The 19,999-nt window shown below is 62.4% G+C and carries 41 protein-coding genes; all 41 read left to right on the forward strand.

Annotation, left to right across the window (positions count from 1 at the left end; genetic code table 11):
- Positions 1–11 precede the first annotated feature (11 nt).
- Positions 12–503 carry a hypothetical protein gene (locus WC683_09905; GenBank protein ID MFA4972917.1) on the forward strand — a complete coding sequence of 164 codons (492 nt, stop codon included), beginning with the start codon at positions 12–14 and terminating at the stop codon, positions 501–503.
- A 12-nt stretch (positions 504–515) separates the two neighbouring features.
- On the forward strand, positions 516–2,723 hold the full coding sequence (locus WC683_09910; GenBank protein ID MFA4972918.1) for a LamG-like jellyroll fold domain-containing protein: 2,208 nt from the start codon (positions 516–518) through the stop codon (positions 2,721–2,723).
- Positions 2,724–2,770: 47 nt separating this feature from the next.
- Complete coding sequence (locus tag WC683_09915) at positions 2,771–2,968, forward strand: hypothetical protein (protein MFA4972919.1); 198 nt, start codon at positions 2,771–2,773, stop codon at positions 2,966–2,968.
- A complete protein-coding gene (locus tag WC683_09920) occupies positions 2,965–3,375 on the forward strand; it encodes a glycoside hydrolase family protein (protein MFA4972920.1) in 411 nt (136 codons plus the stop codon). Before WC683_09915 ends, WC683_09920 begins: the two co-directional genes overlap by 4 nt.
- Before the next feature lie 350 nt (positions 3,376–3,725).
- A complete protein-coding gene (locus tag WC683_09925) occupies positions 3,726–4,406 on the forward strand; it encodes a hypothetical protein (protein ID MFA4972921.1) in 681 nt (226 codons plus the stop codon).
- A 125-nt stretch (positions 4,407–4,531) separates the two neighbouring features.
- The gene (locus WC683_09930) at positions 4,532–4,855 is read left to right on the forward strand and encodes a hypothetical protein (GenBank protein MFA4972922.1); all 324 of its coding nucleotides are present in this window, start codon (positions 4,532–4,534) and stop codon (positions 4,853–4,855) included.
- Positions 4,856–4,900: 45 nt separating this feature from the next.
- Complete coding sequence (locus tag WC683_09935) at positions 4,901–5,215, forward strand: hypothetical protein (GenBank protein MFA4972923.1); 315 nt, start codon at positions 4,901–4,903, stop codon at positions 5,213–5,215.
- Positions 5,216–5,244: 29 nt separating this feature from the next.
- Positions 5,245–6,165 carry a hypothetical protein gene (locus tag WC683_09940; protein MFA4972924.1) on the forward strand — a complete coding sequence of 307 codons (921 nt, stop codon included), beginning with the start codon at positions 5,245–5,247 and terminating at the stop codon, positions 6,163–6,165.
- A 44-nt stretch (positions 6,166–6,209) separates the two neighbouring features.
- Positions 6,210–6,722 carry an ATP-dependent Clp protease proteolytic subunit gene (locus WC683_09945; protein ID MFA4972925.1) on the forward strand — a complete coding sequence of 171 codons (513 nt, stop codon included), beginning with the start codon at positions 6,210–6,212 and terminating at the stop codon, positions 6,720–6,722.
- 880 nt (positions 6,723–7,602) lie between these two features.
- The gene (locus WC683_09950; protein MFA4972926.1) at positions 7,603–7,833 is read left to right on the forward strand and encodes a hypothetical protein; all 231 of its coding nucleotides are present in this window, start codon (positions 7,603–7,605) and stop codon (positions 7,831–7,833) included.
- Positions 7,834–7,835: 2 nt separating this feature from the next.
- A complete protein-coding gene (locus WC683_09955; protein MFA4972927.1) occupies positions 7,836–8,057 on the forward strand; it encodes a hypothetical protein in 222 nt (73 codons plus the stop codon).
- 112 nt (positions 8,058–8,169) lie between these two features.
- On the forward strand, positions 8,170–8,379 hold the full coding sequence (locus WC683_09960) for a hypothetical protein (protein ID MFA4972928.1): 210 nt from the start codon (positions 8,170–8,172) through the stop codon (positions 8,377–8,379).
- Positions 8,367–9,623 carry an AAA family ATPase gene (locus WC683_09965; GenBank protein MFA4972929.1) on the forward strand — a complete coding sequence of 419 codons (1,257 nt, stop codon included), beginning with the start codon at positions 8,367–8,369 and terminating at the stop codon, positions 9,621–9,623. The genes WC683_09960 and WC683_09965 overlap by 13 nt, the downstream gene beginning before the upstream one ends.
- Positions 9,620–10,468: a PD-(D/E)XK nuclease-like domain-containing protein gene (locus WC683_09970; protein ID MFA4972930.1), complete on the forward strand. Its 849-nt coding sequence runs from the start codon at positions 9,620–9,622 to the stop codon at positions 10,466–10,468. Before WC683_09965 ends, WC683_09970 begins: the two co-directional genes overlap by 4 nt.
- A complete protein-coding gene (locus WC683_09975) occupies positions 10,461–11,459 on the forward strand; it encodes a hypothetical protein (protein ID MFA4972931.1) in 999 nt (332 codons plus the stop codon). Before WC683_09970 ends, WC683_09975 begins: the two co-directional genes overlap by 8 nt.
- Positions 11,460–11,501: 42 nt before the next feature.
- Positions 11,502–11,855 carry a hypothetical protein gene (locus tag WC683_09980; GenBank protein ID MFA4972932.1) on the forward strand — a complete coding sequence of 118 codons (354 nt, stop codon included), beginning with the start codon at positions 11,502–11,504 and terminating at the stop codon, positions 11,853–11,855.
- Between the two features lie 2 nt (positions 11,856–11,857).
- On the forward strand, positions 11,858–12,064 hold the full coding sequence (locus tag WC683_09985) for a hypothetical protein (protein ID MFA4972933.1): 207 nt from the start codon (positions 11,858–11,860) through the stop codon (positions 12,062–12,064).
- Entirely contained in the window at positions 12,061–12,405 is a 345-nt protein-coding gene (locus WC683_09990) for a hypothetical protein (protein MFA4972934.1), read from the forward strand. The genes WC683_09985 and WC683_09990 overlap by 4 nt, the downstream gene beginning before the upstream one ends.
- Positions 12,402–12,602, forward strand: coding sequence for a hypothetical protein (locus tag WC683_09995; GenBank protein MFA4972935.1), 201 nt, complete (start codon positions 12,402–12,404; stop codon positions 12,600–12,602). The genes WC683_09990 and WC683_09995 overlap by 4 nt, the downstream gene beginning before the upstream one ends.
- On the forward strand, positions 12,599–13,027 hold the full coding sequence (locus WC683_10000) for a hypothetical protein (GenBank protein MFA4972936.1): 429 nt from the start codon (positions 12,599–12,601) through the stop codon (positions 13,025–13,027). The genes WC683_09995 and WC683_10000 overlap by 4 nt, the downstream gene beginning before the upstream one ends.
- A complete protein-coding gene (locus WC683_10005; protein ID MFA4972937.1) occupies positions 13,024–13,203 on the forward strand; it encodes a hypothetical protein in 180 nt (59 codons plus the stop codon). The genes WC683_10000 and WC683_10005 overlap by 4 nt, the downstream gene beginning before the upstream one ends.
- Before the next feature lie 516 nt (positions 13,204–13,719).
- Positions 13,720–14,565, forward strand: coding sequence for a hypothetical protein (locus WC683_10010; protein MFA4972938.1), 846 nt, complete (start codon positions 13,720–13,722; stop codon positions 14,563–14,565).
- Positions 14,562–14,771 carry a hypothetical protein gene (locus WC683_10015; GenBank protein MFA4972939.1) on the forward strand — a complete coding sequence of 70 codons (210 nt, stop codon included), beginning with the start codon at positions 14,562–14,564 and terminating at the stop codon, positions 14,769–14,771. Before WC683_10010 ends, WC683_10015 begins: the two co-directional genes overlap by 4 nt.
- Positions 14,768–14,986, forward strand: coding sequence for a hypothetical protein (locus WC683_10020; protein MFA4972940.1), 219 nt, complete (start codon positions 14,768–14,770; stop codon positions 14,984–14,986). The genes WC683_10015 and WC683_10020 overlap by 4 nt, the downstream gene beginning before the upstream one ends.
- Entirely contained in the window at positions 14,983–15,333 is a 351-nt protein-coding gene (locus WC683_10025; GenBank protein ID MFA4972941.1) for a hypothetical protein, read from the forward strand. The genes WC683_10020 and WC683_10025 overlap by 4 nt, the downstream gene beginning before the upstream one ends.
- On the forward strand, positions 15,330–15,584 hold the full coding sequence (locus tag WC683_10030; protein ID MFA4972942.1) for a hypothetical protein: 255 nt from the start codon (positions 15,330–15,332) through the stop codon (positions 15,582–15,584). Before WC683_10025 ends, WC683_10030 begins: the two co-directional genes overlap by 4 nt.
- On the forward strand, positions 15,581–15,787 hold the full coding sequence (locus WC683_10035; GenBank protein ID MFA4972943.1) for a hypothetical protein: 207 nt from the start codon (positions 15,581–15,583) through the stop codon (positions 15,785–15,787). Before WC683_10030 ends, WC683_10035 begins: the two co-directional genes overlap by 4 nt.
- On the forward strand, positions 15,784–16,014 hold the full coding sequence (locus WC683_10040) for a hypothetical protein (protein ID MFA4972944.1): 231 nt from the start codon (positions 15,784–15,786) through the stop codon (positions 16,012–16,014). Before WC683_10035 ends, WC683_10040 begins: the two co-directional genes overlap by 4 nt.
- Positions 16,011–16,208 (forward strand): hypothetical protein, encoded by a 198-nt coding sequence (locus tag WC683_10045; GenBank protein ID MFA4972945.1) that lies wholly within the window; start codon positions 16,011–16,013, stop codon positions 16,206–16,208. The genes WC683_10040 and WC683_10045 overlap by 4 nt, the downstream gene beginning before the upstream one ends.
- The gene (locus WC683_10050) at positions 16,205–16,552 is read left to right on the forward strand and encodes a hypothetical protein (protein ID MFA4972946.1); all 348 of its coding nucleotides are present in this window, start codon (positions 16,205–16,207) and stop codon (positions 16,550–16,552) included. The genes WC683_10045 and WC683_10050 overlap by 4 nt, the downstream gene beginning before the upstream one ends.
- A 137-nt stretch (positions 16,553–16,689) precedes the next feature.
- Entirely contained in the window at positions 16,690–16,887 is a 198-nt protein-coding gene (locus tag WC683_10055) for a hypothetical protein (protein MFA4972947.1), read from the forward strand.
- A complete protein-coding gene (locus WC683_10060; protein MFA4972948.1) occupies positions 16,884–17,033 on the forward strand; it encodes a hypothetical protein in 150 nt (49 codons plus the stop codon). The genes WC683_10055 and WC683_10060 overlap by 4 nt, the downstream gene beginning before the upstream one ends.
- A complete protein-coding gene (locus WC683_10065; GenBank protein MFA4972949.1) occupies positions 17,030–17,272 on the forward strand; it encodes a hypothetical protein in 243 nt (80 codons plus the stop codon). The genes WC683_10060 and WC683_10065 overlap by 4 nt, the downstream gene beginning before the upstream one ends.
- Positions 17,269–17,571, forward strand: a complete 303-nt coding sequence (locus WC683_10070) for a hypothetical protein (GenBank protein ID MFA4972950.1) — start codon at positions 17,269–17,271, stop codon at positions 17,569–17,571. The genes WC683_10065 and WC683_10070 overlap by 4 nt, the downstream gene beginning before the upstream one ends.
- Positions 17,568–17,936: a hypothetical protein gene (locus WC683_10075; protein MFA4972951.1), complete on the forward strand. Its 369-nt coding sequence runs from the start codon at positions 17,568–17,570 to the stop codon at positions 17,934–17,936. The genes WC683_10070 and WC683_10075 overlap by 4 nt, the downstream gene beginning before the upstream one ends.
- Positions 17,937–18,067: 131 nt before the next feature.
- Positions 18,068–18,352 carry a hypothetical protein gene (locus WC683_10080; protein MFA4972952.1) on the forward strand — a complete coding sequence of 95 codons (285 nt, stop codon included), beginning with the start codon at positions 18,068–18,070 and terminating at the stop codon, positions 18,350–18,352.
- On the forward strand, positions 18,345–18,671 hold the full coding sequence (locus WC683_10085) for a hypothetical protein (protein ID MFA4972953.1): 327 nt from the start codon (positions 18,345–18,347) through the stop codon (positions 18,669–18,671). The genes WC683_10080 and WC683_10085 overlap by 8 nt, the downstream gene beginning before the upstream one ends.
- A complete protein-coding gene (locus WC683_10090; protein MFA4972954.1) occupies positions 18,668–18,823 on the forward strand; it encodes a hypothetical protein in 156 nt (51 codons plus the stop codon). The genes WC683_10085 and WC683_10090 overlap by 4 nt, the downstream gene beginning before the upstream one ends.
- The gene (locus WC683_10095; protein ID MFA4972955.1) at positions 18,820–19,215 is read left to right on the forward strand and encodes a hypothetical protein; all 396 of its coding nucleotides are present in this window, start codon (positions 18,820–18,822) and stop codon (positions 19,213–19,215) included. Before WC683_10090 ends, WC683_10095 begins: the two co-directional genes overlap by 4 nt.
- Before the next feature lie 17 nt (positions 19,216–19,232).
- On the forward strand, positions 19,233–19,634 hold the full coding sequence (locus WC683_10100; protein MFA4972956.1) for a hypothetical protein: 402 nt from the start codon (positions 19,233–19,235) through the stop codon (positions 19,632–19,634).
- Positions 19,635–19,650: 16 nt separating this feature from the next.
- Positions 19,651–19,999: hypothetical protein (locus tag WC683_10105; GenBank protein ID MFA4972957.1), on the forward strand; the 349-nt coding region annotated here is incomplete at its 3' end.

Consider the following 19,999-nt stretch of genomic DNA (forward strand, 5'->3'; position numbering starts at 1 on the left):
GGAGTCAGACCATGAGAACGAGACTTGTGCTGGCGCTGGGGGTCGGACTCCTCGCGCTCGCGTGTGCCGCGCCTGTGAGCGCCCAAATGTGGGACGCGAAGCTGTACTCGCCGCATTCGGTTGCGGCCTATGACACCTCACTGACCGTTACCTCTTCCACGCTGGACACGCTGGCCCTTGGCGGTGTGGCGGCTCAGTGGACGATTTGGTCTACCAGCGCGTCGGCGACGGTCACCTATGTCGGCTGCATCCCGGCGACGGTGATCAGCAACCCGAAGCTGCGGGCGATTCCTGGCTATGGTTACTTTCTGGTCGGTGCCGGCAAGGTTGGCGCGGACTCCACAGCGGGCTCCCGCTATTGGGCTCAAGCGTTCCCGTGCGCGAAGTGGGACACGCTGCTCGGCGGTGAGGTGCATTCGTGGGAAGACCCGATCACGCATATCCTGGTTGACGGCGGCGGGAACGGCACGGTCTACGTTCACGCGTTGGTGAGAAGGCGATAAGGGGGAAGGACGATGAGACACACTATCAGACTACTTGCGGCGCTCGCGATTCTGGCGTGTGTCTCATCGCCAGCGCTCGGCGCTGGATGGTACGACGCAAGCTGGCAATACCGGGCGAAGGTCACGGTCCAAGCCGATCAGGTGGCCGGTGACCTCGCGGACTTCCCGGTCTACGTCGATCTGTCCGGGGTGTCGTGGGCTGGACTCAGGACAAACGCCAGATCGGACGGAGCCGACATCCTCGTCACTGCGAGCGACGGCACGACGAAGTTAGCGCGTGAACTCGTTTGGTTCACGCCAGCTTCCGGCGGCGAGTTGTACTTCCGGGCCACGACTATCGCAAACGCCACCGATACCGACTTCTACGTCTACTGGGGTCGGTCGGACGGGGCCGAGGCGAATACACTGACCGGAACGAGTGGCGTGTGGAATGCGAACTATCTCCTCGTCTACCACATGCAGAGCGGGGCGGGCACGGCCCTTGTCAACTCCAGCCGGGCAGGCACTGGCAAGAATGCCACCATGTACAGGCTGGCCGGGACTGCGGTGTCCGGGATTGCTGGGAACGCGGTAGCCTTCGACGATTCTACGTACTACAAAACCACTATCGACGCCAACGCCAGCACGAGCCTAACTATGAGCGCGTGGGCCAAGCGCACGGCATCGACCAACATAAATCTCACAAACTATCTAGCCGAAATCAGTAATCAGTATTCTATGTTTGGGTGGGGCGTAGCCACGCCAGATCCGCAGGCCACGTACTACGAGGCCGGCCCGTCATACCTTGGGTTCGGTCAGAACGTCGGCCTGCCCACCGTGAACGCGTGGACGAACATGGTGTTTGCAAGGGCAGATACCCTCGTTTCGTACTTCTCGAACGGCGACAGTCTCGGAGTAGTGGATGCAACAAACGGCCGCAACATTGCCGCTTCTGCTACCTTCACGATTGGTGACAACGGTTCGTCTGGTGGTGTCAGTTGGGAAGGTCACCTTGACGAGTACAGGATATCCGACGTTCGCCGCAGTGCTGAATGGATCGCAGCGGAGTACGTCAACCTCGTCACGCCGACGACGTTCTATGAAGTAGCAGCGCCCGAGCAGGTGGAGTTTTCCGAACTGATTCTTCCGGCCACCATCTATGCGGTTGTCGGTAGGGAAATGTCGATCCGCTTCGACCAATTGATCGCGCAGATACCCGCCAACGATCACCTGGTCTACTCATGCGCGAGCGACAGCGGGACGTGCGACACCACCGGGTTTTACTTCACCCCGTCAGGGGTCGGAATCTCTACCGTCGCGTTCTCCGTTGAAGACTCGTACTACGACACAACGGTGGTAGTGGATACCGTTACCGTTTCCGCGGTTGCTGCGGATGGCGGGACCGGGACGTATGGGGCGCTGTTCGTTGGCGATTCGGTCATGGCGATGTATCCGCTCGGACAACCAGACTCCACGTACATCCCGAGCTATAACAATCTCTACTTCAGCACAGACGGCGGCGCGGGCCTTCGATTCATTGGAAGCCAGGGCGCAGATCCAATATTCCACGAGGGCCGAAACGGTAAGGACTGGAACTTCTTTGTCACGGCTGGCGGTGGTGCCAATCCGTTCTGGGACACCAGCAGCAGCGCGCTCGATTTCCAGAGCTACGTAGCCGATTCGTCACAGGTTCCTCCAATCGACTTCTGTGTAATCCAGTTGGGCTATAACGACATCTTCGCGCGTGGCGATCTACTCGGCGCGGCTTCCATCGACACGCTGACCGACCGCATCGACGCCTTCTGCACGGCGCTGTTGTCTGCGGACACGGGATATCCAGGATGCAAGATCGTATTGGTCCTGCCGTCGTCTGCAAACATAGACACCCTGGCATGGATCGAAGATTACACCGACATGACGAATTGGGAGTTCTACGAACAGAACATCGTCATTTACCGCAAGGCGCTGCGCGACCGATACGATGCCGGGGCCTACAACGCGCACGTCTCTGTCTGTGCTGCTGGCGTGTGGGTGGACCGCGCGAACGACTACCCGGCCACCAACTATCTTCATCCGCTACGGTCAGGTCACATTCACCTAGCCGATGCGATCTACGCGCACTTGAGGGCGCTGATCTCTTCGTCCTCATCCGGCAACAAGCGCGTGGGGCATTTCGGCATTGGCCCGATTCCACGGGGCACCAGGGTACGCATTGGTCCGGGGCGCGTAGGGCCGCACTGACCATGAAACTCGATTCTCTTGACCTCGCACGGTAGAACGGGGACAGCATGAACGCACCGAACGACGGAAGGCCGGGCAACGGGTGGACGCAAGCCGAGGAATGGGTGAAGCGCGAACTAGATAGGCTTGGCGACGGCCAAGACGAAATCACGAAGCGCATAAACACCCTCATCATGTGGATGTTGGCGCAGACGGCGGCCATCGTCATTGCGATCTTCTTCGAGCTTCTGCGGAGGCACGCGTGAGACTTCACGTACTCAAGGGCGATCTGAACCGGGACGAAGGGTTGAGGCTCAAGCCGTATCTGTGTACCGCCGGAAAGACCACCATCGGCATCGGGCGGAACCTGGACGATGTTGGGATCACCGAGGCCGAAGCGCTCCATCTGCTGGAGAATGATATCGAGCGAGCGGTTGCCGTCTGCCGCCGTCTCTTCCCAACATGGGACGCGCTATCCGACGCGCGGCAGGAAGCCCTGGCGAACATGGCGTTCAACCTCGGTGAAGCGGGCCTCGGGAAGTTCAAGCAGATGCGCGCCGCTATCGAGGCGGACGACTGGCACACCGCGTCACAGGCGGTGCTTTCCAGCCGGTACGCCTATCAGGTGGGGGACAGGGCGAAGCGGATCGCCGCCGCGCTACTGAACGGATGACAAACAGGGGAGATTGAGATGAGCAAACCGCACTGCTGTCCTGTGTGTGGCGGGTCCGGTAGCGTACCAACGCAACCGAATGAATGGCCGTCAACCACAACCGGCGGCCAAATGGAAAAGACGTGTCACGCGTGCAACGGGGCCGGGGTTCTATGGGAACCGGACCCCGTAATACCGCCATTCACTATAACGTGGTCCGTACCTGGCCCCATCCCATATCACGGGACATGGCGGGCATGAAGTTCCGCGCGGGCGCTGTGTGGCATGGCCGTGGTGAGGGCTTCACCCCCTGCCGCTCATCTGACGAAGATCCTGCCCCTCGCCCGCGCATTTACTGAAAGGGGGAGACGATGCTGACCGGACTCAAGGCTCTAGTAGCATCATGGATCGGCGGGGACGCTGGCAAATGGTGGCACGAGCAGGAGCTTGACGCCTACCCACTGTTCAAGCCCTGCGACGTGGGGTTCTCGAGATACCACGGAACCATCGGCACGCTAATCGCGTTCTTCAGCGGTCGCGGGTGGAGTCACCAATTCACCTGTCTGGGCGCTGGCGAGATTGCCGAGGCCGTGAGTCCCAAGGGTCGGATCACCGGGCTCTATGTCTACATGGACCGAAAGCACTCGATTGAGGTATGGCGGTTTCCCGACAACGTGGTGACGCCGCACTACAAGAGCCTGCTAGTCGGCCATGCGCGCGGGGTTGTCGGCAGGCCCTACGATTACACCAACATCGCCCGGCACCTCGTCGATTCTGTCTGCAATTTCCTCTTCGGCATGCGCCCGCTCGCGCAGTACGTCAAGGACGCGGACGGCGCCGGGAAGAACGTCTGCTCCGAATGGTGGGGGTGGGTTTGGTTCTTCGTTACGGGGTTGCCGTTCAACCCCGGCCCGCGTTCATCAAAACTCCCCCACGTCAAGCAGGGCCAGGAAACTCCCGCCCAAAACTACGGGCGCACCATCGAAATGGGCGCGGTCAAGGTCTTCGAGATGCGGCGCGGGAAGATCGTCTACATCGCGGAGGACTTCTAATGGGATGGTGGAAACGCATCACGCTCAAGGGAGCGATCAAAGCCATCGTGGACTACATCATCAGCAGGGTCTCCTCGGGCAAGGGACGGATTCCACCGAATCTGTCACGCTAGAAAGGACAGATCATGGACCTGCAGCAGATCATGGAGCAGCTCCGCTCCCTCGGCATCTCCGTCAACCCGGCGCTCGCCCTGGTTGTCGGCCTCATCGTGGCGTGGGTGCGCAACCGGACCACGATGGGGGATGCGAACGCCCCGGCCCGGCAGCGCACCGTCATCCTGACGCTCGCGCTCGCCTTCGTCATGGTCGCGCTACTCGACCTGGCCGTGCGCGGCAACACGATCACTTGGGACGTACAGGTGACGGCCGGTGTCATCGCCTCGTGGCTGGCGACAGCGGCGCTCGCAGCCGGCGGGCGCTCGCTCATCAAGGGCGGGGCCGGCAAGTAGGCCGATTGTCAACCCGATTGACAACTCGCAACGGAAGGGGGAACCGTGAGCAACCGTAGGCAGTTAGCCGCAAGTGCCGACACTAAGAACGCGCAAGGGGACGGAAAGCGGGCCGATCCGCAATCCCTCGCACGCGCGGCGGTGGGCGACTACAAGCCGCCCCGCAAACCGTGCTACTCATGCAACCTTCCACCCGATGCTGCAGCCTGCCTTGCCGAGTTCGTGACGCTCAAGCTGGCCGGGCAGACCGTGCCGGTTCCGCTCATTTACCGGGTGCTGAAAGCCAACTATGGATTCAGTGAGACGGAATCGGCGCTACGCAATCACCTGAAAGACCACGTTCAAGGCTGGCGCGCGTGACCGACCCGAAAGTGGTGGCGCGGGCGGCGGTGGATGACTGGACGGCCAAGCTCAAGTCCCCCGCGCTCACCTTCCCCCATCTTCCCGATCGGGATTTGCCGACACCTCGACTACTCGACATCATGGAAGAGGCGCAAGGCCAGCGGGAAGAGGCGTCCGAGGCGCGGCGAATCATCCCGATTGGGATTAGCGTGCCAGGCCCGGTCGGTATCCACGTCTTCGGCGACCCCCACATCGACGATCCCGACTGTGACATCCGGCAACTGCGCACGGACGTAGCGCTAGTCCGGCGCACCGAGGGCCTCTACGCGCTCTGCATTGGGGATGATCGCAACAACTGGACGGGTCGGCTCGGGGCGCTGTACGCGAATCAGGATATCAGCGCCCGCAACGCGCGGCGTTTGGTGGAGTGGTTTGTCCGCTCCCTGGCCGGCCGATGGATCGCGCACATCGGCGGCAACCACGACGTTTGGAGCGGCGCGGATGATCCGCTGGAATGGCTCGCGCGCCAAGCCGGGTCCGCCTATGAGCCTTGGGAGGCGCGGCTGGAACTGTCCTTCCCTGAAGGACACCCCGTTCGCCTCTTCGCCGCGCACCGCTGGCCGGGGCACTCCATGTGGAATACCGCGCACGGCGTCCTGCGGGCGGCGATGATGGGCCTCGATGATGACGTGATCCTTGGCGGACATACCCATGTGAGCGGTCGAGCGATCACCCGCAACCCGCACAACGGCAGGATCACCCATTGCGTCCAGGTCGCATCGTATAAGGGGCGCGACGATTTCGCCCGCAAGATCGGGGCGCGGGATAACCACGTCTCTTGCAGCGCGTCCATCGTCATCGACCCGGAGAACGCGGCGCCCGATGCCCGGATCACGGTACTAGACAACGCCGCCGAGGCCGCCGAGTACCTCGCCTGGAAGCGCGCCCGGTGGAGGCGGCGGAGGTGAGTCAGCTTCGCCGGGATGATGTTGACCGGCTCTTTGACTACGGGGTGCATATCCCGACCCGCACCCTTTGGATGGGTACGGAGACCGATGAGTTCATGGCCGAATCCTTCCTCAAGGGGCTTGCCGTGCTGGACGCTACCAGCGCCGATCCGATCACCGTCATCATGAACAACATCGGCGGGGATGAGTACCACGGCATGGCGATCTATGACGCCATCGCTACGTCTAAGTCCTACGTCACAATCAAGGCGTTCGGCCACGCCATGAGCATGGGGAGCTGGATTCTCCAGGCGGCAGACGAACGGCTCATGGCCCCCAACGCCACGATGATGCTGCACTACGGAACCTGGAACGCGAGCGGGCCGGTGACCGAGGTGCGAGTCTACGCCGCCGAGATGGAACGGATCAACAAGCTCATGGAGTCGGCCTACTTCCCGAGAATACGGGCGGCGAAACCCCGATTCACGCTCAAGCAGCTCCAGGCGATGCTGGAAAGGGACACGTTCCTGACTGCTGCCGAGTCTGTGGCGATGGGGCTGGCCGACCGGGTTCTCTAACTAACCCGCACGGCTTCCGATTTGGGCGACATTTCGCCCCCATGTCAGGAATCGGACCGGGCGGGGATCTGCGCTCCTAGAGCCCCGCAGGAAGTCGGATGCCGGGGTCCGGTTTACAATGACTGCCCAGAAAGTTTACAGTCGGGCGCGCGGTCGATTTCTACGTGGATGAGCGATCCCCGGCCCGGACCAATCCATCTTAGTACTAAGTGGGGCTCGTGGCTTGTGGGGCTTCTCTCGCACTCACAGCGGCATTGTGGCGGTCGTCTCTGTCTAGATTCTGGGCAGTTAGCCCGGTGATAACAAAACCGGCCCGATCATGATGCGGCACGGCGTTCACCGGGTTGTTACCAGCGGAGACTCCCGGACCCTCCCGGAGCATCCCGGAGGTATCCGTTACCCCTCCGTTACAAGTCCGGGCACGGATCTTGACTCCAAGACTCGATCACGCCAGTCAAGTATCCACAGAAGCGATTTGCGTTGTTACGAAAATAGCGCTTTACCTTGTCCGACATTTGGCCGAAGATACCCACATGAACGCAACGGCACGACGCCTCGCACGAATCGCCAAGCGGCACGAAACCGAGTCCGACACCGCGCTCGCGGCCCTCTGCCGCGTCACGGCTAGAACCCTCGCCCGCTGGCGTGCTGGAACGTCGCGCCCTTCACCGCTCGCAATCGGGCGGCTTGCAGAGTTGGACGCCACACCGTCGCAAGACACCGTGGCAATCCCGGACGGCGGGCGCGGGCGCGCATGACTACCGTGAGCGATCTGCCCCGTTCGTCCACCTTTTCATCGGGCGCGCGCCGATACAAACGCCGGGGAGGGCGCGTGGCCAATGCTCTCCGCTCCCCGGCAACTACTTCGGAGGAGTGAACCATGAACACGCTAACCATTACCAAGGCGCGCATCGTGATCGAGCGCGATGAGAACGGATCGCACGCCATCGGCGCCGCCATGAAACACATCCCCACCCGTGAGGAGCGCTTCGCTTCCGAGATCATCGACCCGCCCGATTTCGGACAGATCAAGCGCATCTCCACGATCCACGGCGTCTCCGTGTTCGTCCAGCGCGCCGCATGGGACGAGTACCGCTATTGGGAGGTTTGACCATGCTTCACGAATGGAGAGACAAGACCGACGTTGACCGCGCGGCGCAATTCGACGATGCGCTCGCGCGCTTCTTCAGCGCCGCGCACCGTTGGACGTTCCGCGAAATGGGGATTTTCGTCCGGTGGCGTCTCTGTTTCGAGGTAGCTGCGGTGGTCTTCATCGTCGTCTCCGTGCTGTGGATTGCCGAGGCGGTGCCGCAGGCGTTGGTGTCGGTGCGGTGACACGGCATCCCGACCGCGTGTGCGTCGTGACCTACACGCTCGCCCTCATCGGTGGCGCGCTCTTCTGGTACGCGCTCTGCGACGCGGCCAAACATTGGATTGGGGGTAGGTGATGGGGCGGTTTGATGACTGGAAAACCGCAAGCCCGGATGAGTTTTCCGATGAACCCGAGGCCGTTCAGTGCGAACTGTGCGGCGCGTGGGGGCCATGGAATGAGGAGTGCGACGAGTGCGGCGGAGAGATGCGCGAACCCGCACGCGGCGACAACGACGGAGAACGAGACGACGACTACCTAGACAGGGGGGATCAATGCGAATCGTAAAGCTGACAGCGGAGAACGTGAAGCGTCTGCGCGCAGTCGAGATCACGCCGGACGGTAACGCGGTCATCCTGACCGGCAAGAACGGCGCGGGGAAATCGAGCGTGCTGGATTCGATCTGGTACGCGCTCGGTGGGGAGCGCGTAGTCCCTGAGAAGCCGATCCGCGACGGGGAAGTCCGTGCCTCTGTGGTCTTGGATCTTGGCGAGTACCTTGTCACGCGGACATGGACGGCGAACGACAAGACCTATCTGAAGGTGGAAGGCAAGCCCGACGCGAGCGGCGCGCGCCCTAAGTTTCCATCTCCCCAGGCAATCCTTGACCGCCTTGTCGGGGATCTGACGTTCAACCCGCTCGCATTCGCATCCATGCCGCCAGCCGAGCAACGCTCCGTCCTGCTTGGGTTGACGAAGCTGGACATTGACCTGACCGCGTGGGCCGCCAAGGATGCCGAGCTTGAGGCGTCCCGGCGCGACACCAACCGCGAAGCGAAGGCGATGGAGGCGCGCGCGACTGCCGCGCCCGTGGATGCCGACGCGCCCGCGTCCGAGGTTTCGGTATCGGATCTCATGGCCGAACTGCAAGCGGCAGAATCAATCAATTCCGCCAACGCCTTGAAGCGCTCGAATCTTGAGGGCGCACAGTGGGCTGCGAAGGATGCCGCCGAGCGCCTTGAGGCCGCGCGCCAAGTGGTGGCGAACATCGAGGCCGACGCCAAGATCATCGCCCAGCGGGTCGCTCTTGCGGAAGCCACCGCGTCCGGCCTGGCCGACGCCGACACCGACACGATCCGCGCCTCCATCGCCAACGCCGACGCGCACAACGCCCGCGCGCGGAAGGCCGCCGAGGCCCGGACCTTGCGGGATGACCTCGCCAAGATCAAGAAGGTCGCCGCCGGATTCGATGCCGCGCTCGCCAAGCACCGCGCCGCGAAAGAGGCTGCGCTGCAAGCCGCGACGTTCCCGGTGCCCGGTCTCTCCATCACGGACGACGGCGTGATCTACAACGGGATTCCGTTCGGCCAGCAGTCGAGCGCCGAGCAACTGCGCGTGAGCCTGTCGGTTGCGATGGCCCTCAACCCTCAACTGCGGATCATTCGCATTGAGAACGGATCGCTTCTCGACTCCGATCATCTGGCGATCATCGAGGAGATGGCAACGGCGGCCGACTTCCAACTCTGGATTGAGCGCGTGGAAGACGCCTCCGGCGTTGGCGTTTGGATCGAGGACGGCGAGGTGAAGTCATGAAGCCCGCCCCCGGCCTCCATCCCGACATTCCCGCGCCGGACTACCACGCTTGGGAGGCGGTGTCGCAATCCAGGCTGTGGACGATGCGGAAGTCCTCGCCAGCCCACGCCTTCTACGCCCTGACGCATCCGATGGAAGCGACCCCGGCGATGCTGCTAGGGCAAGCCGTCCACTGTGCGGTGCTTGAGCCGGGGCGGTTCGGGCGCGAGTACATCCGGGCAATCGACGGCGATGGACGGACAGCGGCGGTCAAGGCCGCGCGCGCCGCACAGTCTGCCGAGAACCCGGCGGCAACGCTCCTGACCTCTACCGACTTCGACAAGTGCCTCGCAATCCGCGAAGCCTGCGCCGGCAACAAGTTCGCCCGGATGCTCTTGGACGGCGACCACGAATCCTCGTTCGTGTGGGCCGACCCCGACACCGGCCTTCTGTGCAAGGGCCGGTCGGACGTTCTCGGGTTCAAGACCGGCTCCGTGGTGGACCTCAAGACCACGCGCTCCGCTGCACGCAACCAATTCGAGCGCTCCCTGTACCAGTATGGGTATCACGTCCAGGCGGCGCACTACTTGGCCGGGGTCCGCGCGTGCGGCATAGACATCAAGAGCGGCGAAGAGGGGGGCGGTTTCGTCATCATCGCCGTTGAGCCCTTCCCGCCCTACGCAATTCAAGTCTTCCGCCTGCTCGATCCGGTTGTGGGGTGGGGGGAAGAGGAGCGCCGGAAGCTCCTGGAGAAGTGGGCTGCGTGCGAGGCATCCGGTATCTGGCCGGGCTATCCCGATGACATTCAGGACTTGAGTTTGCCACCGTGGGCAACCCGAGAGATTGAGGAGGTTATCAGTGAGTGACAACCAGGCCCCCGACTTCGAGGTGATCGAAGAAGAGGGCGAACGGCTAGACGGATCGACCGCGCTTGAGGCCGTGGACCGCGCCGCCATCGACATTCAGGTGGCAACGGCGCACCGCTTCCCGCGCGACGTGACCCGGTTCAAGCGCGAGGCCATGACGTGGGCAACGCTGGACGCAGAGACGGCGGGGAGCATGTTCTACGTTCTCCCGAAGCGCGATCAAAACGGAAAGAAGATCGAGGGGCCCAGCGTTCGCCTTTCCGAGATCGTGGCGTCAGCGTGGGGCAATCTGCGGGTGGAGTCCGACATCGTGAGCATCGACGACAAGCACGTTACGGCGATGGGTACGTGTTTCGACCTGGAGCGCAACGTCGCCATCCGCACCCGCGTCAAGAAGCGAATCACCGACAAGGAGGGCAAGCGCTACAAGGAGGACATGATCGTGATGGCAGCCAACGCTGCGGGGTCAACCGCCATGCGGAACGCCATCTTCAAGGTGGTCCCCCGCGCCATGTTCCTGCCGATCTATCTTCAAGCGCGCCGGGTCAGCATCGGCACTGAGGGCACGATGGAGCAGAAGCGGACTAACGCCCTCAAGTGGTTCGCGGACCAACGCGTGAGCAATGCCCAGGTGTTCAAGCTGCTTGGGCGGCACGGCGTGGAAGCCATGACGGAAGATGACCTCGTTACCCTTCGCGGTATTCGCACCGCCATCGAAGAAGGGACTACCAGCATCGAAGAGGCGTTCGGTCGCGGGCACGAGCAGAGCAGCGGGGCAAAGGCATTGCAGGAGAAGCTTGAGGCGGCGGCGGGTGCCGAGAAGCCTGATGGGGAAGGCGGAAAGGAAACCTCACCCGTCGCCGCTCAAGATCATCCCGTGAAGGGCCACAAGGACAAGGCCGGAGCAACCGTGCGATGGACCTGCCCTTGTGGATTTGACACCACCGATCCCGACAAGGCCGACGCTCACCGCGACGGGCTCGACTCGTAACCCGATTCCGGGCGGTCCCAAAACCGAAAGGAGGTGCACGAAATGCATCGACATAGCAGGACCATTGACGGAAGCGACCTTTTCGACGGGACCGCCCGGGCCTATTCCGGTGGCCCTCCCTGCGTGTCGCACAGCGTAACGAGCGTGGAAGCGGCCGAGTCGATTGACCATACGAGGACGGGTGGCCGCGCGTGTTTGCTGCGCTTCCTATTGGATCAAGCGAACCACGGCGCTACCGACGAGGAGATGCAGACGGCCACCGGCATGAACCCGTCAACGCAGCGCCCGCGCCGGTGCGAGCTGGTGGAGATGGGCAAGGTCCGCGACTCCAGCAACACCCGCCCCACCAAGTCCGGGCGCAAGGCCGTCGTGTGGGTTCTCAATCAGGGGGCGTGATGATGGATAGAAAATGGCAGTGCAAGCTTTGTAATGGCAGTGAAGAGATAAATTTCGATCTTGGAAGCGAACAATGCTCGTGTGTTGAGGCGCTTGCCGAGGGCGAGAGGCGGGGGATGGAAAAGGCGCTGGCCATGTGGGACGGGCCAGAAGTACCAGTCAACAAGTTTGGTGCGGCACTCCGCGCCGCGATTGAGGGGGAGAAGTGAACGGCGCTGATTTGACACTCCTTGAAGCCGCGCATTTGGACGATCCCGAACTCAAGACGTGGCGCGGCAATCTGGCGAACCTAATTCAACTCGTCCGCGCCGAAGAACGGCAAGCACAAGCGCCGGTGCGCGCGCTCGCCGTAGTCGTGGCGCGAAAGGATGAGGCGGGCAGGTGCGCCAAGGACGTGTGCGCTTGGTGCGATCAAGGGCTTCCGGTCCTTCATGACTGCATCATGGGGTGGCATCACGTCCACAACAAGATGCAGGTCAACTGCTACGCGACTCCGATTTGGTCACGACGCGAACAAGAAACAAACCCGAACCAGGAGAACTTTCTATGAGAACGAAACTGACAATCGGCGGGACCAAGTTCGATTCGAAGCGCATGATCGATTTCGATGTGCTGAAGACCATATTCGCGGAGGAGGTTGAGGGCGCGATGCAGTTTCACAAGGTCGAGTTCAAGACAGACGCGCAGCGCAAGAACTTCAGGGATTTGGTAGCGCACAACTGCGCGTTTGAGGCGGTGACACAATGAACGCGACCGACGAACAACTGCGATGGAAGGCAAGAGAAGAAGTAGAGGTTGCCGGGGTTGACCCCGACAACGACACCGCATGGGATGACGCCTACGATGCGGCGCTGATCCGGCTTGTGCGCGACTCTGGCCACAAGCTGTCTGCGCCGATCCCCACGCCAACGCTGGACGACTGGCGCGAATCCGCTATCGCCGCAATGGACAACTACGCCAGAGCCCGGGCGGCGGCCCAGTCGCCCCAGGTGGAATATCACGGCGACATCCCCGAAGTGATGGAAAGGATAAAGACGCTTCAACGCATCGCGGATCGGCTAACCGCCGGATCGCTCACAGGCGATGAGTTTTCGGACGGGTGCCTTTCTGTCGCAATCGGGATGCGCCCCCTCCTCGCTTCGATTGGTGTCGAGTGGGTGGATGGGAAATGAGCATCGAGGGCGAGCTATTCGACGCACAGCGCCACGCGCTAGAGGCCGACGTGGTTAAGGCCGCGCGCATCCTGCTTGAGGAGATGGGCGCTGATGGCGCAACGCTCCCGCGGGGCGACATCGAAGTGGTCATCAGGCGGAAGCGGGTAGCTGGCGCGGAGAACCCCAGGCCGTGATCCTCTTCGCCCTCCTCTTCTTCGCGCTCCTGATTCCCGCCGCGCTCTGGTACCTCCGCGCGATCTTCGGGCGGTGGCCGAAATGATCCCCTTTACCACCAATGCCGCGCTATCAGAGGGAAACCGCATGAGGGCGCGGGGGGACTTGATAGACACAAACACTGTAGCAGGCTCCTATCCGTCGGCATCCGAAAGGTGTAGGCCCCTCGGTGTGGCCCTGCTTCGTAGCCGGGTGGGTATCCGGTCATTGGTGGTTTTGTTGGTGCGAGCGAGTTCCCGCGCGCGGCGGGATGGGTACAGCGGGCAACCGGGCTACCCCATGGCCGGCCGGACAATCCGGCCTCGCACCTTTTTGTTGACAGAGTACGGGGGAGTGTGCTTTGATCCATGGGCCATGAGCTACGTTAACCCAGTTTTCAGAAGGTCGGATCTCGGGACGCGCGGAGTTTGCCCTAGCGGTAGCTCATGGCACGCGCCCTCGGGGTCCGGCCTTTTGATGATTGGGGAGACTGCCTGATGGCAAAGCTCGTTCTGGACGATTCCTACCTCGACTCCCCGTCCCTCCGGTCATGCTCGATTGAGGCCGAAACCCACTGGCCCCGGATCGCATCAGCGGCCCATGACGCCTACGGGTGCTTCCGGCTCAACGTCCGGGTGATCCACGCCAAGGCGTTCCCCGACCGGGAGCGTTGGGCGCACATCACGGAGACGATGGTGGGGGAATGGCTGCAAGAGTACGTCACGGTTGGGATGCTCCAGGCATGGGAAAGTGACGGCAGGACTTGGGGTTACTGGCTTGGCTGGCCTAAGCACAACCGGATTCAACTCAAGTATGCCCGCAAGACGCCGGCACCTCCTGAGTATGTGCCTACCGATTGCCGGGCAAATGCCGGGCAGTTGCCGCGTTCCAATCCCAACTCCAACTCCAACCCCAACCCCAATCCCAACTCCAATTCCAACCCCGACTATACTTGTTCGCGCAAGCGCGAACGGTCGGGGGTGTACTCGGAATCGTTCCTCGGATTCTGGTACGCCTACCCCAAGCGCACCGGGAAAGGTGCCGCAGCCAAGGCGTGGGACAAGGCCAAGCCGCCGATCCTCGATGTCCTACAGGCGCTCAAGTGGCAAGTCAAGTCCGAGCAATGGACGAAGGACGGGGGCCAGTTCATCCCGCTCCCGGCAACCTACCTCAATCAGCGCCGCTGGGAGGATGAGCCCCAACCCCAGCCGTCCGTGCCGGCCGCGCAACAAGCCCCAACCCCCGCCGACCGCGCCGCGTCCCTTCGCCGCAGAGCCGCCGTGCTAGGTGGCAAGGCGGGCGAATCCCTGTTGAGAGAAGCCGAAACCCTGGAGGCGAAATGAGAGAACACGAACTGACGTTTGAGGAGAAGTCGGTCTGGGGCGAGTGCCCCGTCTGTCGCGCGCACGATGGAGAACCATGCCACCCTGAGATCGGCGTGCATCTTGGTGCGAAGGTGGACGGCACTCCTCTCCAGCGCGGTGAGGGCGCCCATCTTGCTCGCCTGAACGCCGCGCCGCAGATGACAAAGGTGGTGGTGGTGAAATGAGTAGCAGATTAGAGATGAGGGCGCACTTCGACAATCCCGACAAAATGCCGCTGACCATGACCCTAACGATGCCACTGGCTGACTGGAAATTGTTGGTTATTCAGATGGCTCCCGGTGGTACGTCATTCCCCGCGCAACAGATCAAGGACAAGATCCGCTGTCTGGTTGCGCGCGCCGAGATCGAGATCGGATCAGACGGGGCGGGTGAGCAATGAGCGAGAAGCCGACGCCCGGACCGTGGAAGTACGATAGAGACGGCGACTACATCACAGCCCAACAACTGCCCGATGGTTACGCGTACATCATCGCAAAGGTGCAGCGCCCTGTTGGTGATGAGCGGGCGGCGAACGCCACCCTCATCGTTGCCGCCGTCAACGCCTGCTTCGCTGCGGGCGGAAACCCGCTCAAGGTCGCGGGGGAGTGGGGCGAAGCCATGTTCCTTGTCAGAACGCTGGCCAGGCGTGGATGCGTCTGCGATGTGCCCTACAAACACGAGCCGATTGATGATTGCCCAGGCATGATTGCCCGGCGCATCCTCTCCGCGATGGAGGTGAAGCCGTGAAGGATCGCGAGATTGTCTACGAGATCATGAAGTGGGCACCGGCAACCGGGTTGACACAGGCCGGAATCGAGAAAGCCATCGCCCTCACCCGCGAGGACTGCGCGAAGGCGTGCGAGGAATCGTCGGTAGAACATAGCGCGTCATCGGATGCGTTGTCAGGCGAGGGGTATCCGGCTATGGCTACCGCAGAACACCACAAGGCCGTTGCATTGGGTTGCATGGCGCAAGACCTCCGCGAGCGTGGCAAGTGAGACTCCGCCACGTGATCGCGTTTCTCTTCGGCGTGTGGCTCGCATACACGTGCGGCAAGATCGTGACCGGACTACACGCGCAAGCTGCCGCCGTCGAGCACCAAGCCGCCGCGCTCAACCGCCTCGCAGCGGCACAGGAAGCCGAAACCGAACTAACCCGGCGCTACATGCGCTTTCTACCAGACGCAGAGGGGGAACGATGAGCAAGCCTTGGGCGAACTGCCCGTCATGTAACGGAACAGGAGGGGGCCACCGGATAGACGTGGCAATCGAGTCGGGTCGGTTTCCGGTCGTGACTGTCACGCCGGAACCAAATTGTGCCATGTGCGACGCGTTCAATGCCGGGATGAGGGCGCAGGCCAAGTGGGAGCGCTCGGCCTTTGCCCCGCTTGCGGAGGCGCTGAGCCGATTCGTAAAGGAGAACCGATGACCGATCAAGTCGGGCGCTACCAGCTCGCAAGCCAACCCGTCGTGATGACGAAGGAAGGCCCGGTGCAATTCGCCACCGCACTCCGCTTCGACACCGTGACGGGACTGCTTGAGGTGATCGAAGTCCCGCGCCCCGAAGAGCCGAAGATCAAGCCCGCGAAGATACTCGACCTGCCGAGCGGTAGGGTGTCGTGATCCTCACCATCCCCCGCGCCCTCCCGTCGTGGAATCAGTTCTACGCCGGGGTTCACTGGGCGCAGCGCCGCAAGCTCGCCACGCTCTGGCACGCTCTCGTCGCCGAGCAGGTGCGCGGGGTCGGAAAGCTCCCGCCGTTCTCGTCGCCGGTCAACATCATCGTCACGCGCTACGGCTCGCCCGCAATCGACCCGGACAACATCTGCGCGAAGCTGGCGATCGACGGGCTCGTGCGCGCCCGCGTGCTGTGGGATGACGGGCCGATGTACGTTGACGGCGTGACGCTGTATTCGCGGAAGTCGAAGACGCGATGGACGCAGATTGAAGTGAGGGAATCGAAGTGACCTTGCCCGCCCGCTGTGCGCCATCGATGGGTGGACACTGGAACCGCATGACGGGCGGGCTTCTCTTGCGGGGGCGGCAAAGCGCCGATGCTTGGTACGAGCACCACGCAACCCCGCGATCTTACAAGGGGGGTACGATGAGCGACAAGAAGATGACAGAGGTTTTCGAGGTCGATGTACAAGACGAAAACTGGGGGTTGGTGGAGCGCGTCACCGTACTCGCATACGATGCCGCCGATGCCATCCTGACTAAGTCCGTCAAGCGGGCAGTTAAACGCGCCGATGGTGGGTGGGTCTCTGGCGTGCGCCATGTCTGCACGGTGGAGGTGAGATGAGCGTGAAACGAAAGCGCGTGCTGAGTCAGGTGCGCCAGCGCAGAGCCGCCACGAAGCGCGGCAGGCGCGGCGGTACGGCGAAGAAGCAGCGGTCATGGATGAACAAGCTCACGCGCAGGCTTCTCGGATCGGAGCGTGACCGATGAGCGACAGACCGCCGAAGCCGACGGAAGAGGAATTGCACGATGCGCGCCGTCATGACGGGTGGATTGGCGACACTTTTGTCGATCTCAAATGTGGGCACCCGACCTGCGCCGTCCGCCGCCGCGCCGGGTGGGAGAACAAGATCATGCGGGAGGCAATCAATGAAGCGAGGGCGAGGTGTGACCGCGACGCGCTGGCACTGGCTATTTTGGACGCCGCCCTAGAGGAGATCGGCCGATGAAAGCGAAGCCGTGGGGGGAGTGCCCGCTGTGCAAGGGTGAGGGCTTCATCACTGAAAGCGGTGCCCTGCCCAATAGTGGCCTATACGAAGTGGACAAAGAGTGTGTCTGCGTGTCCTGTCGCCGCGCCGCGTTCGAGGAGGCGATGGCCCCCGTCATCCGGCTGCGAGATGAGCAACAGAGTCGCGCCCAATACTTCTTGAGCCACAACAGCGGCCCGCTTGCCGACGAAGCGCATCAGAACTACACGACCATCAGACACGTCGAGGCGGCCATCCGCGCCAAGATGGAGGGGGAATGAAACCGACGCCGGGACCGTGGGCAAGGTGGTGCGTTGACGATCACATTCAAGCGCCGGGTGATGGCAGCGGGCGATGGTATCTCTACGATCTGGACGAGTTCAACGATGGCCCGCCTGTTGCCGAGTTCTACGATGAGGCGAAGTGCAAGGAGGTCTGCGCCAATCTCAACACAGCAGAGTGCATCCGCGCCCTCGGCGGCGATCCGATCAAGGTCGCGGAGAACGTGGGGGCACTTGTTGCGCTCACGATGGACACGGCGAAAGAGCCCTATCACGACAGCGATCTACGGTCGCTACTCGAAGCCCTAAGAACGCAGGCGCGTCATATCCTCACCGCCTGCGGCATCGAGTGGGGGGAGACGTGATGACGAGGGCCGATCGAATCATGCGACACATCGCTATCCCGATTTTGATTCTGTGCGCGATCACGGTGGTTGTTGGTTCTCTCTATGTGTTTTTTGTTCTGCTTACGCAACTCAATGAAAGGGGATGAAGTATGAGTAGCAACCTTCCGCCCGGAGTAACTGACGGGATGCTCCCCGGCAACCGGCCCGAAGATGGTGCGCGTGAGGCACTCGAAGAGTGGGCGCTGCTGGAATTGTGCTCACTGAAGAGCGACGAATTCAAGCGAGCAATCCTCATCGGCAAAGCGGCGATCGAGGCCGAGCGAGATGAGATCGACTTGCTAGTAGACAACGCCATCCACGATGAGCGCGAGTCACTCGAAATGGAGGGCTGGCAACCCGCAGCCGCCGACGCGGCGGGAGGTGGACGTGATTGAGCTAACGCTAGGTGAACTCGTAACCGCAACGACGCCTCAAGCCGTGGTCGCCGGATCGCTCTACCGAATCGACGCTGCCGACATGGAGTGGTGGCGCTGTCGGAAGCAACTGCTACCGCTCGCCGTCCCCGGCGTGGACGCACAACCCGGCAACGCCGCCGCAGAAGCCGTGCGCTGCATCGAGTCCCGCGCCATACTCCGCACCGACTACATGCTCGCAGTATCCGAGGGGCACGAATCAGCCGCGAAGACGGCGGGGGCGCACATGATGGAACTCGAAGCCGAGGCCCGCTGCCGGATCAAGGAGGTGAGGTGGTGAACGCGAAAGTCGCCTTCTTCGCGCTTCTGGCGATGGTAAACGCGGTGACGTTTTCTGGGGCCGATGACACCACTGGACACCTACTAGCCGGTGCGGCATTTGCCTTTTGTGTCCTTGCCTGCATCGTTCACCGGGAAAGAGCCAAGCCATGACCCGCGCCGCCCTCGCCCTCGCGCTCCTCCTCCTCGCCGCGCCGTGCGAGGCCCGGACGTGGCGCTTCACCCTCACCGACTACGCCTACACGGGCGCGACGTGTGAGCCCGACTCCACCCAACTCGCCACGATGGCCGGGTACGTCCAAGCGTTCTACCAGTCCAAGGCGGACAGCGCGTGGCGTCAGGCCGGTTGGGTTGCGATGGATACCCTCGGCGCCCGCATGGGCTCTTTCGAGTGGGAGCCGACGCACGCCGGAGTCTTCCGCCTCTACGCTCAATCCGTCAGCATCGACATGGTGGCATCGTGCAAACGCGACACAACCGCGTGGATCGCAATCGACCCGAGAATTCCGCCGCCGCCGAGATGGTGGATGCCGGGGCAACCGTGAAACAGGAAGGGGGAGCTATGAGAATCAGAATCGGAAGCCTGACCGTGAACATCACGCTCTTGTCAGCGCTCGTGTTCTACGCCATCGTGTGCTTCGCCACCCTTGTTACCTCAGACGCTCCGCTGTGGGCGCGGAGGGCAAGCGCTCCGGTTGCGCAAGTCATCGCTCCTAGCTTCTCGCACTGCGAACACTGCGGGCTTCCGTGGAAGTTCGTCGATGAGCATACGATCTGGTACGGCGACGACGGGTGGGGGTACTTCGTGGTTTGTGAGCAGTGCTGGCGTTCAGTCTCACGGGAAGACATGATGCGCTACGCGTCCAAGTGGGCAATCAAGAAGGCCGGTGATCTTGAGGAGTTCACCGTGATCTGTGGGGCCGCGTCCTACCAGCTTGCACAGAGAGACGCACAGCAACCGTGACCACGGGGAGGATCGCTTGACCGACTACACGCCGCAAGTCATCACCGCACCAACCGTGCCCGGTCAGGTTCGCAAGGTTGGGCATCTCGAAATACCAGCCAATCGCTTTGAGCGCATCGGACCCGACCCTCTGCCACCGCTTAACGTGGCCGTGGTAGAAATCGAGCGCACGCCAGAGGGGCGGCTCCTGTGCTACCGCCACAATGGGCGACGCGCCCAAGGTACCGGCTGCGCCGGCTGCAAGTGGTCATGCACAACCCTCTGCGCCTCAAGATTCGACGCCGCCTATCAAGTTGAAACCACCAAGCGGGAAGCGGCAATGTCACCCGAGGAGCTTGAGCGTTACCGCGCCCACAAGCGCGCAG

The sequence above is a fragment of the bacterium genome (assembly GCA_041648665.1).
GTDB lineage: Bacteria > UBA10199 > UBA10199 > 2-02-FULL-44-16 > JAAZCA01 > JAFGMW01.

Bases quoted from the DNA above. Each gene is read 5' to 3' on its own strand.
- WC683_09910 (MFA4972918.1), top strand. From the start codon at position 516: ATGAGACACACTATCAGACTACTTGCGGCGCTCGCGATTCTGGCGTGT.
- WC683_10100 (MFA4972956.1), top strand. From the start codon at position 19,233: ATGAGAATCAGAATCGGAAGCCTGACCGTGAACATCACGCTCTTGTCA.
- WC683_10070 (MFA4972950.1), top strand. From the start codon at position 17,269: ATGAAAGCGAAGCCGTGGGGGGAGTGCCCGCTGTGCAAGGGTGAGGGC.
- WC683_09980 (MFA4972932.1), top strand. From the start codon at position 11,502: ATGCATCGACATAGCAGGACCATTGACGGAAGCGACCTTTTCGACGGG.
- WC683_09930 (MFA4972922.1), top strand. From the start codon at position 4,532: ATGGACCTGCAGCAGATCATGGAGCAGCTCCGCTCCCTCGGCATCTCC.
- WC683_09970 (MFA4972930.1), top strand. From the start codon at position 9,620: ATGAAGCCCGCCCCCGGCCTCCATCCCGACATTCCCGCGCCGGACTAC.
- WC683_10020 (MFA4972940.1), top strand. From the start codon at position 14,768: ATGAGTAGCAGATTAGAGATGAGGGCGCACTTCGACAATCCCGACAAA.
- WC683_10025 (MFA4972941.1), top strand. From the start codon at position 14,983: ATGAGCGAGAAGCCGACGCCCGGACCGTGGAAGTACGATAGAGACGGC.
- WC683_09950 (MFA4972926.1), top strand. From the start codon at position 7,603: ATGAACACGCTAACCATTACCAAGGCGCGCATCGTGATCGAGCGCGAT.
- WC683_10040 (MFA4972944.1), top strand. From the start codon at position 15,784: ATGAGCAAGCCTTGGGCGAACTGCCCGTCATGTAACGGAACAGGAGGG.
- WC683_09965 (MFA4972929.1), top strand. From the start codon at position 8,367: ATGCGAATCGTAAAGCTGACAGCGGAGAACGTGAAGCGTCTGCGCGCA.
- WC683_10000 (MFA4972936.1), top strand. From the start codon at position 12,599: ATGAACGCGACCGACGAACAACTGCGATGGAAGGCAAGAGAAGAAGTA.
- WC683_10010 (MFA4972938.1), top strand. From the start codon at position 13,720: ATGGCAAAGCTCGTTCTGGACGATTCCTACCTCGACTCCCCGTCCCTC.
- WC683_10045 (MFA4972945.1), top strand. From the start codon at position 16,011: ATGACCGATCAAGTCGGGCGCTACCAGCTCGCAAGCCAACCCGTCGTG.
- WC683_09925 (MFA4972921.1), top strand. From the start codon at position 3,726: ATGCTGACCGGACTCAAGGCTCTAGTAGCATCATGGATCGGCGGGGAC.
- WC683_10080 (MFA4972952.1), top strand. From the start codon at position 18,068: ATGAGTAGCAACCTTCCGCCCGGAGTAACTGACGGGATGCTCCCCGGC.
- WC683_09995 (MFA4972935.1), top strand. From the start codon at position 12,402: ATGAGAACGAAACTGACAATCGGCGGGACCAAGTTCGATTCGAAGCGC.
- WC683_09960 (MFA4972928.1), top strand. From the start codon at position 8,170: ATGGGGCGGTTTGATGACTGGAAAACCGCAAGCCCGGATGAGTTTTCC.
- WC683_10095 (MFA4972955.1), top strand. From the start codon at position 18,820: ATGACCCGCGCCGCCCTCGCCCTCGCGCTCCTCCTCCTCGCCGCGCCG.
- WC683_09915 (MFA4972919.1), top strand. From the start codon at position 2,771: ATGAACGCACCGAACGACGGAAGGCCGGGCAACGGGTGGACGCAAGCC.
- WC683_10075 (MFA4972951.1), top strand. From the start codon at position 17,568: ATGAAACCGACGCCGGGACCGTGGGCAAGGTGGTGCGTTGACGATCAC.
- WC683_10005 (MFA4972937.1), top strand. From the start codon at position 13,024: ATGAGCATCGAGGGCGAGCTATTCGACGCACAGCGCCACGCGCTAGAG.
- WC683_09955 (MFA4972927.1), top strand. From the start codon at position 7,836: ATGCTTCACGAATGGAGAGACAAGACCGACGTTGACCGCGCGGCGCAA.
- WC683_09905 (MFA4972917.1), top strand. From the start codon at position 12: ATGAGAACGAGACTTGTGCTGGCGCTGGGGGTCGGACTCCTCGCGCTC.
- WC683_09985 (MFA4972933.1), top strand. From the start codon at position 11,858: ATGGATAGAAAATGGCAGTGCAAGCTTTGTAATGGCAGTGAAGAGATA.
- WC683_10060 (MFA4972948.1), top strand. From the start codon at position 16,884: ATGAGCGTGAAACGAAAGCGCGTGCTGAGTCAGGTGCGCCAGCGCAGA.
- WC683_10015 (MFA4972939.1), top strand. From the start codon at position 14,562: ATGAGAGAACACGAACTGACGTTTGAGGAGAAGTCGGTCTGGGGCGAG.
- WC683_10065 (MFA4972949.1), top strand. From the start codon at position 17,030: ATGAGCGACAGACCGCCGAAGCCGACGGAAGAGGAATTGCACGATGCG.
- WC683_10055 (MFA4972947.1), top strand. From the start codon at position 16,690: ATGAGCGACAAGAAGATGACAGAGGTTTTCGAGGTCGATGTACAAGAC.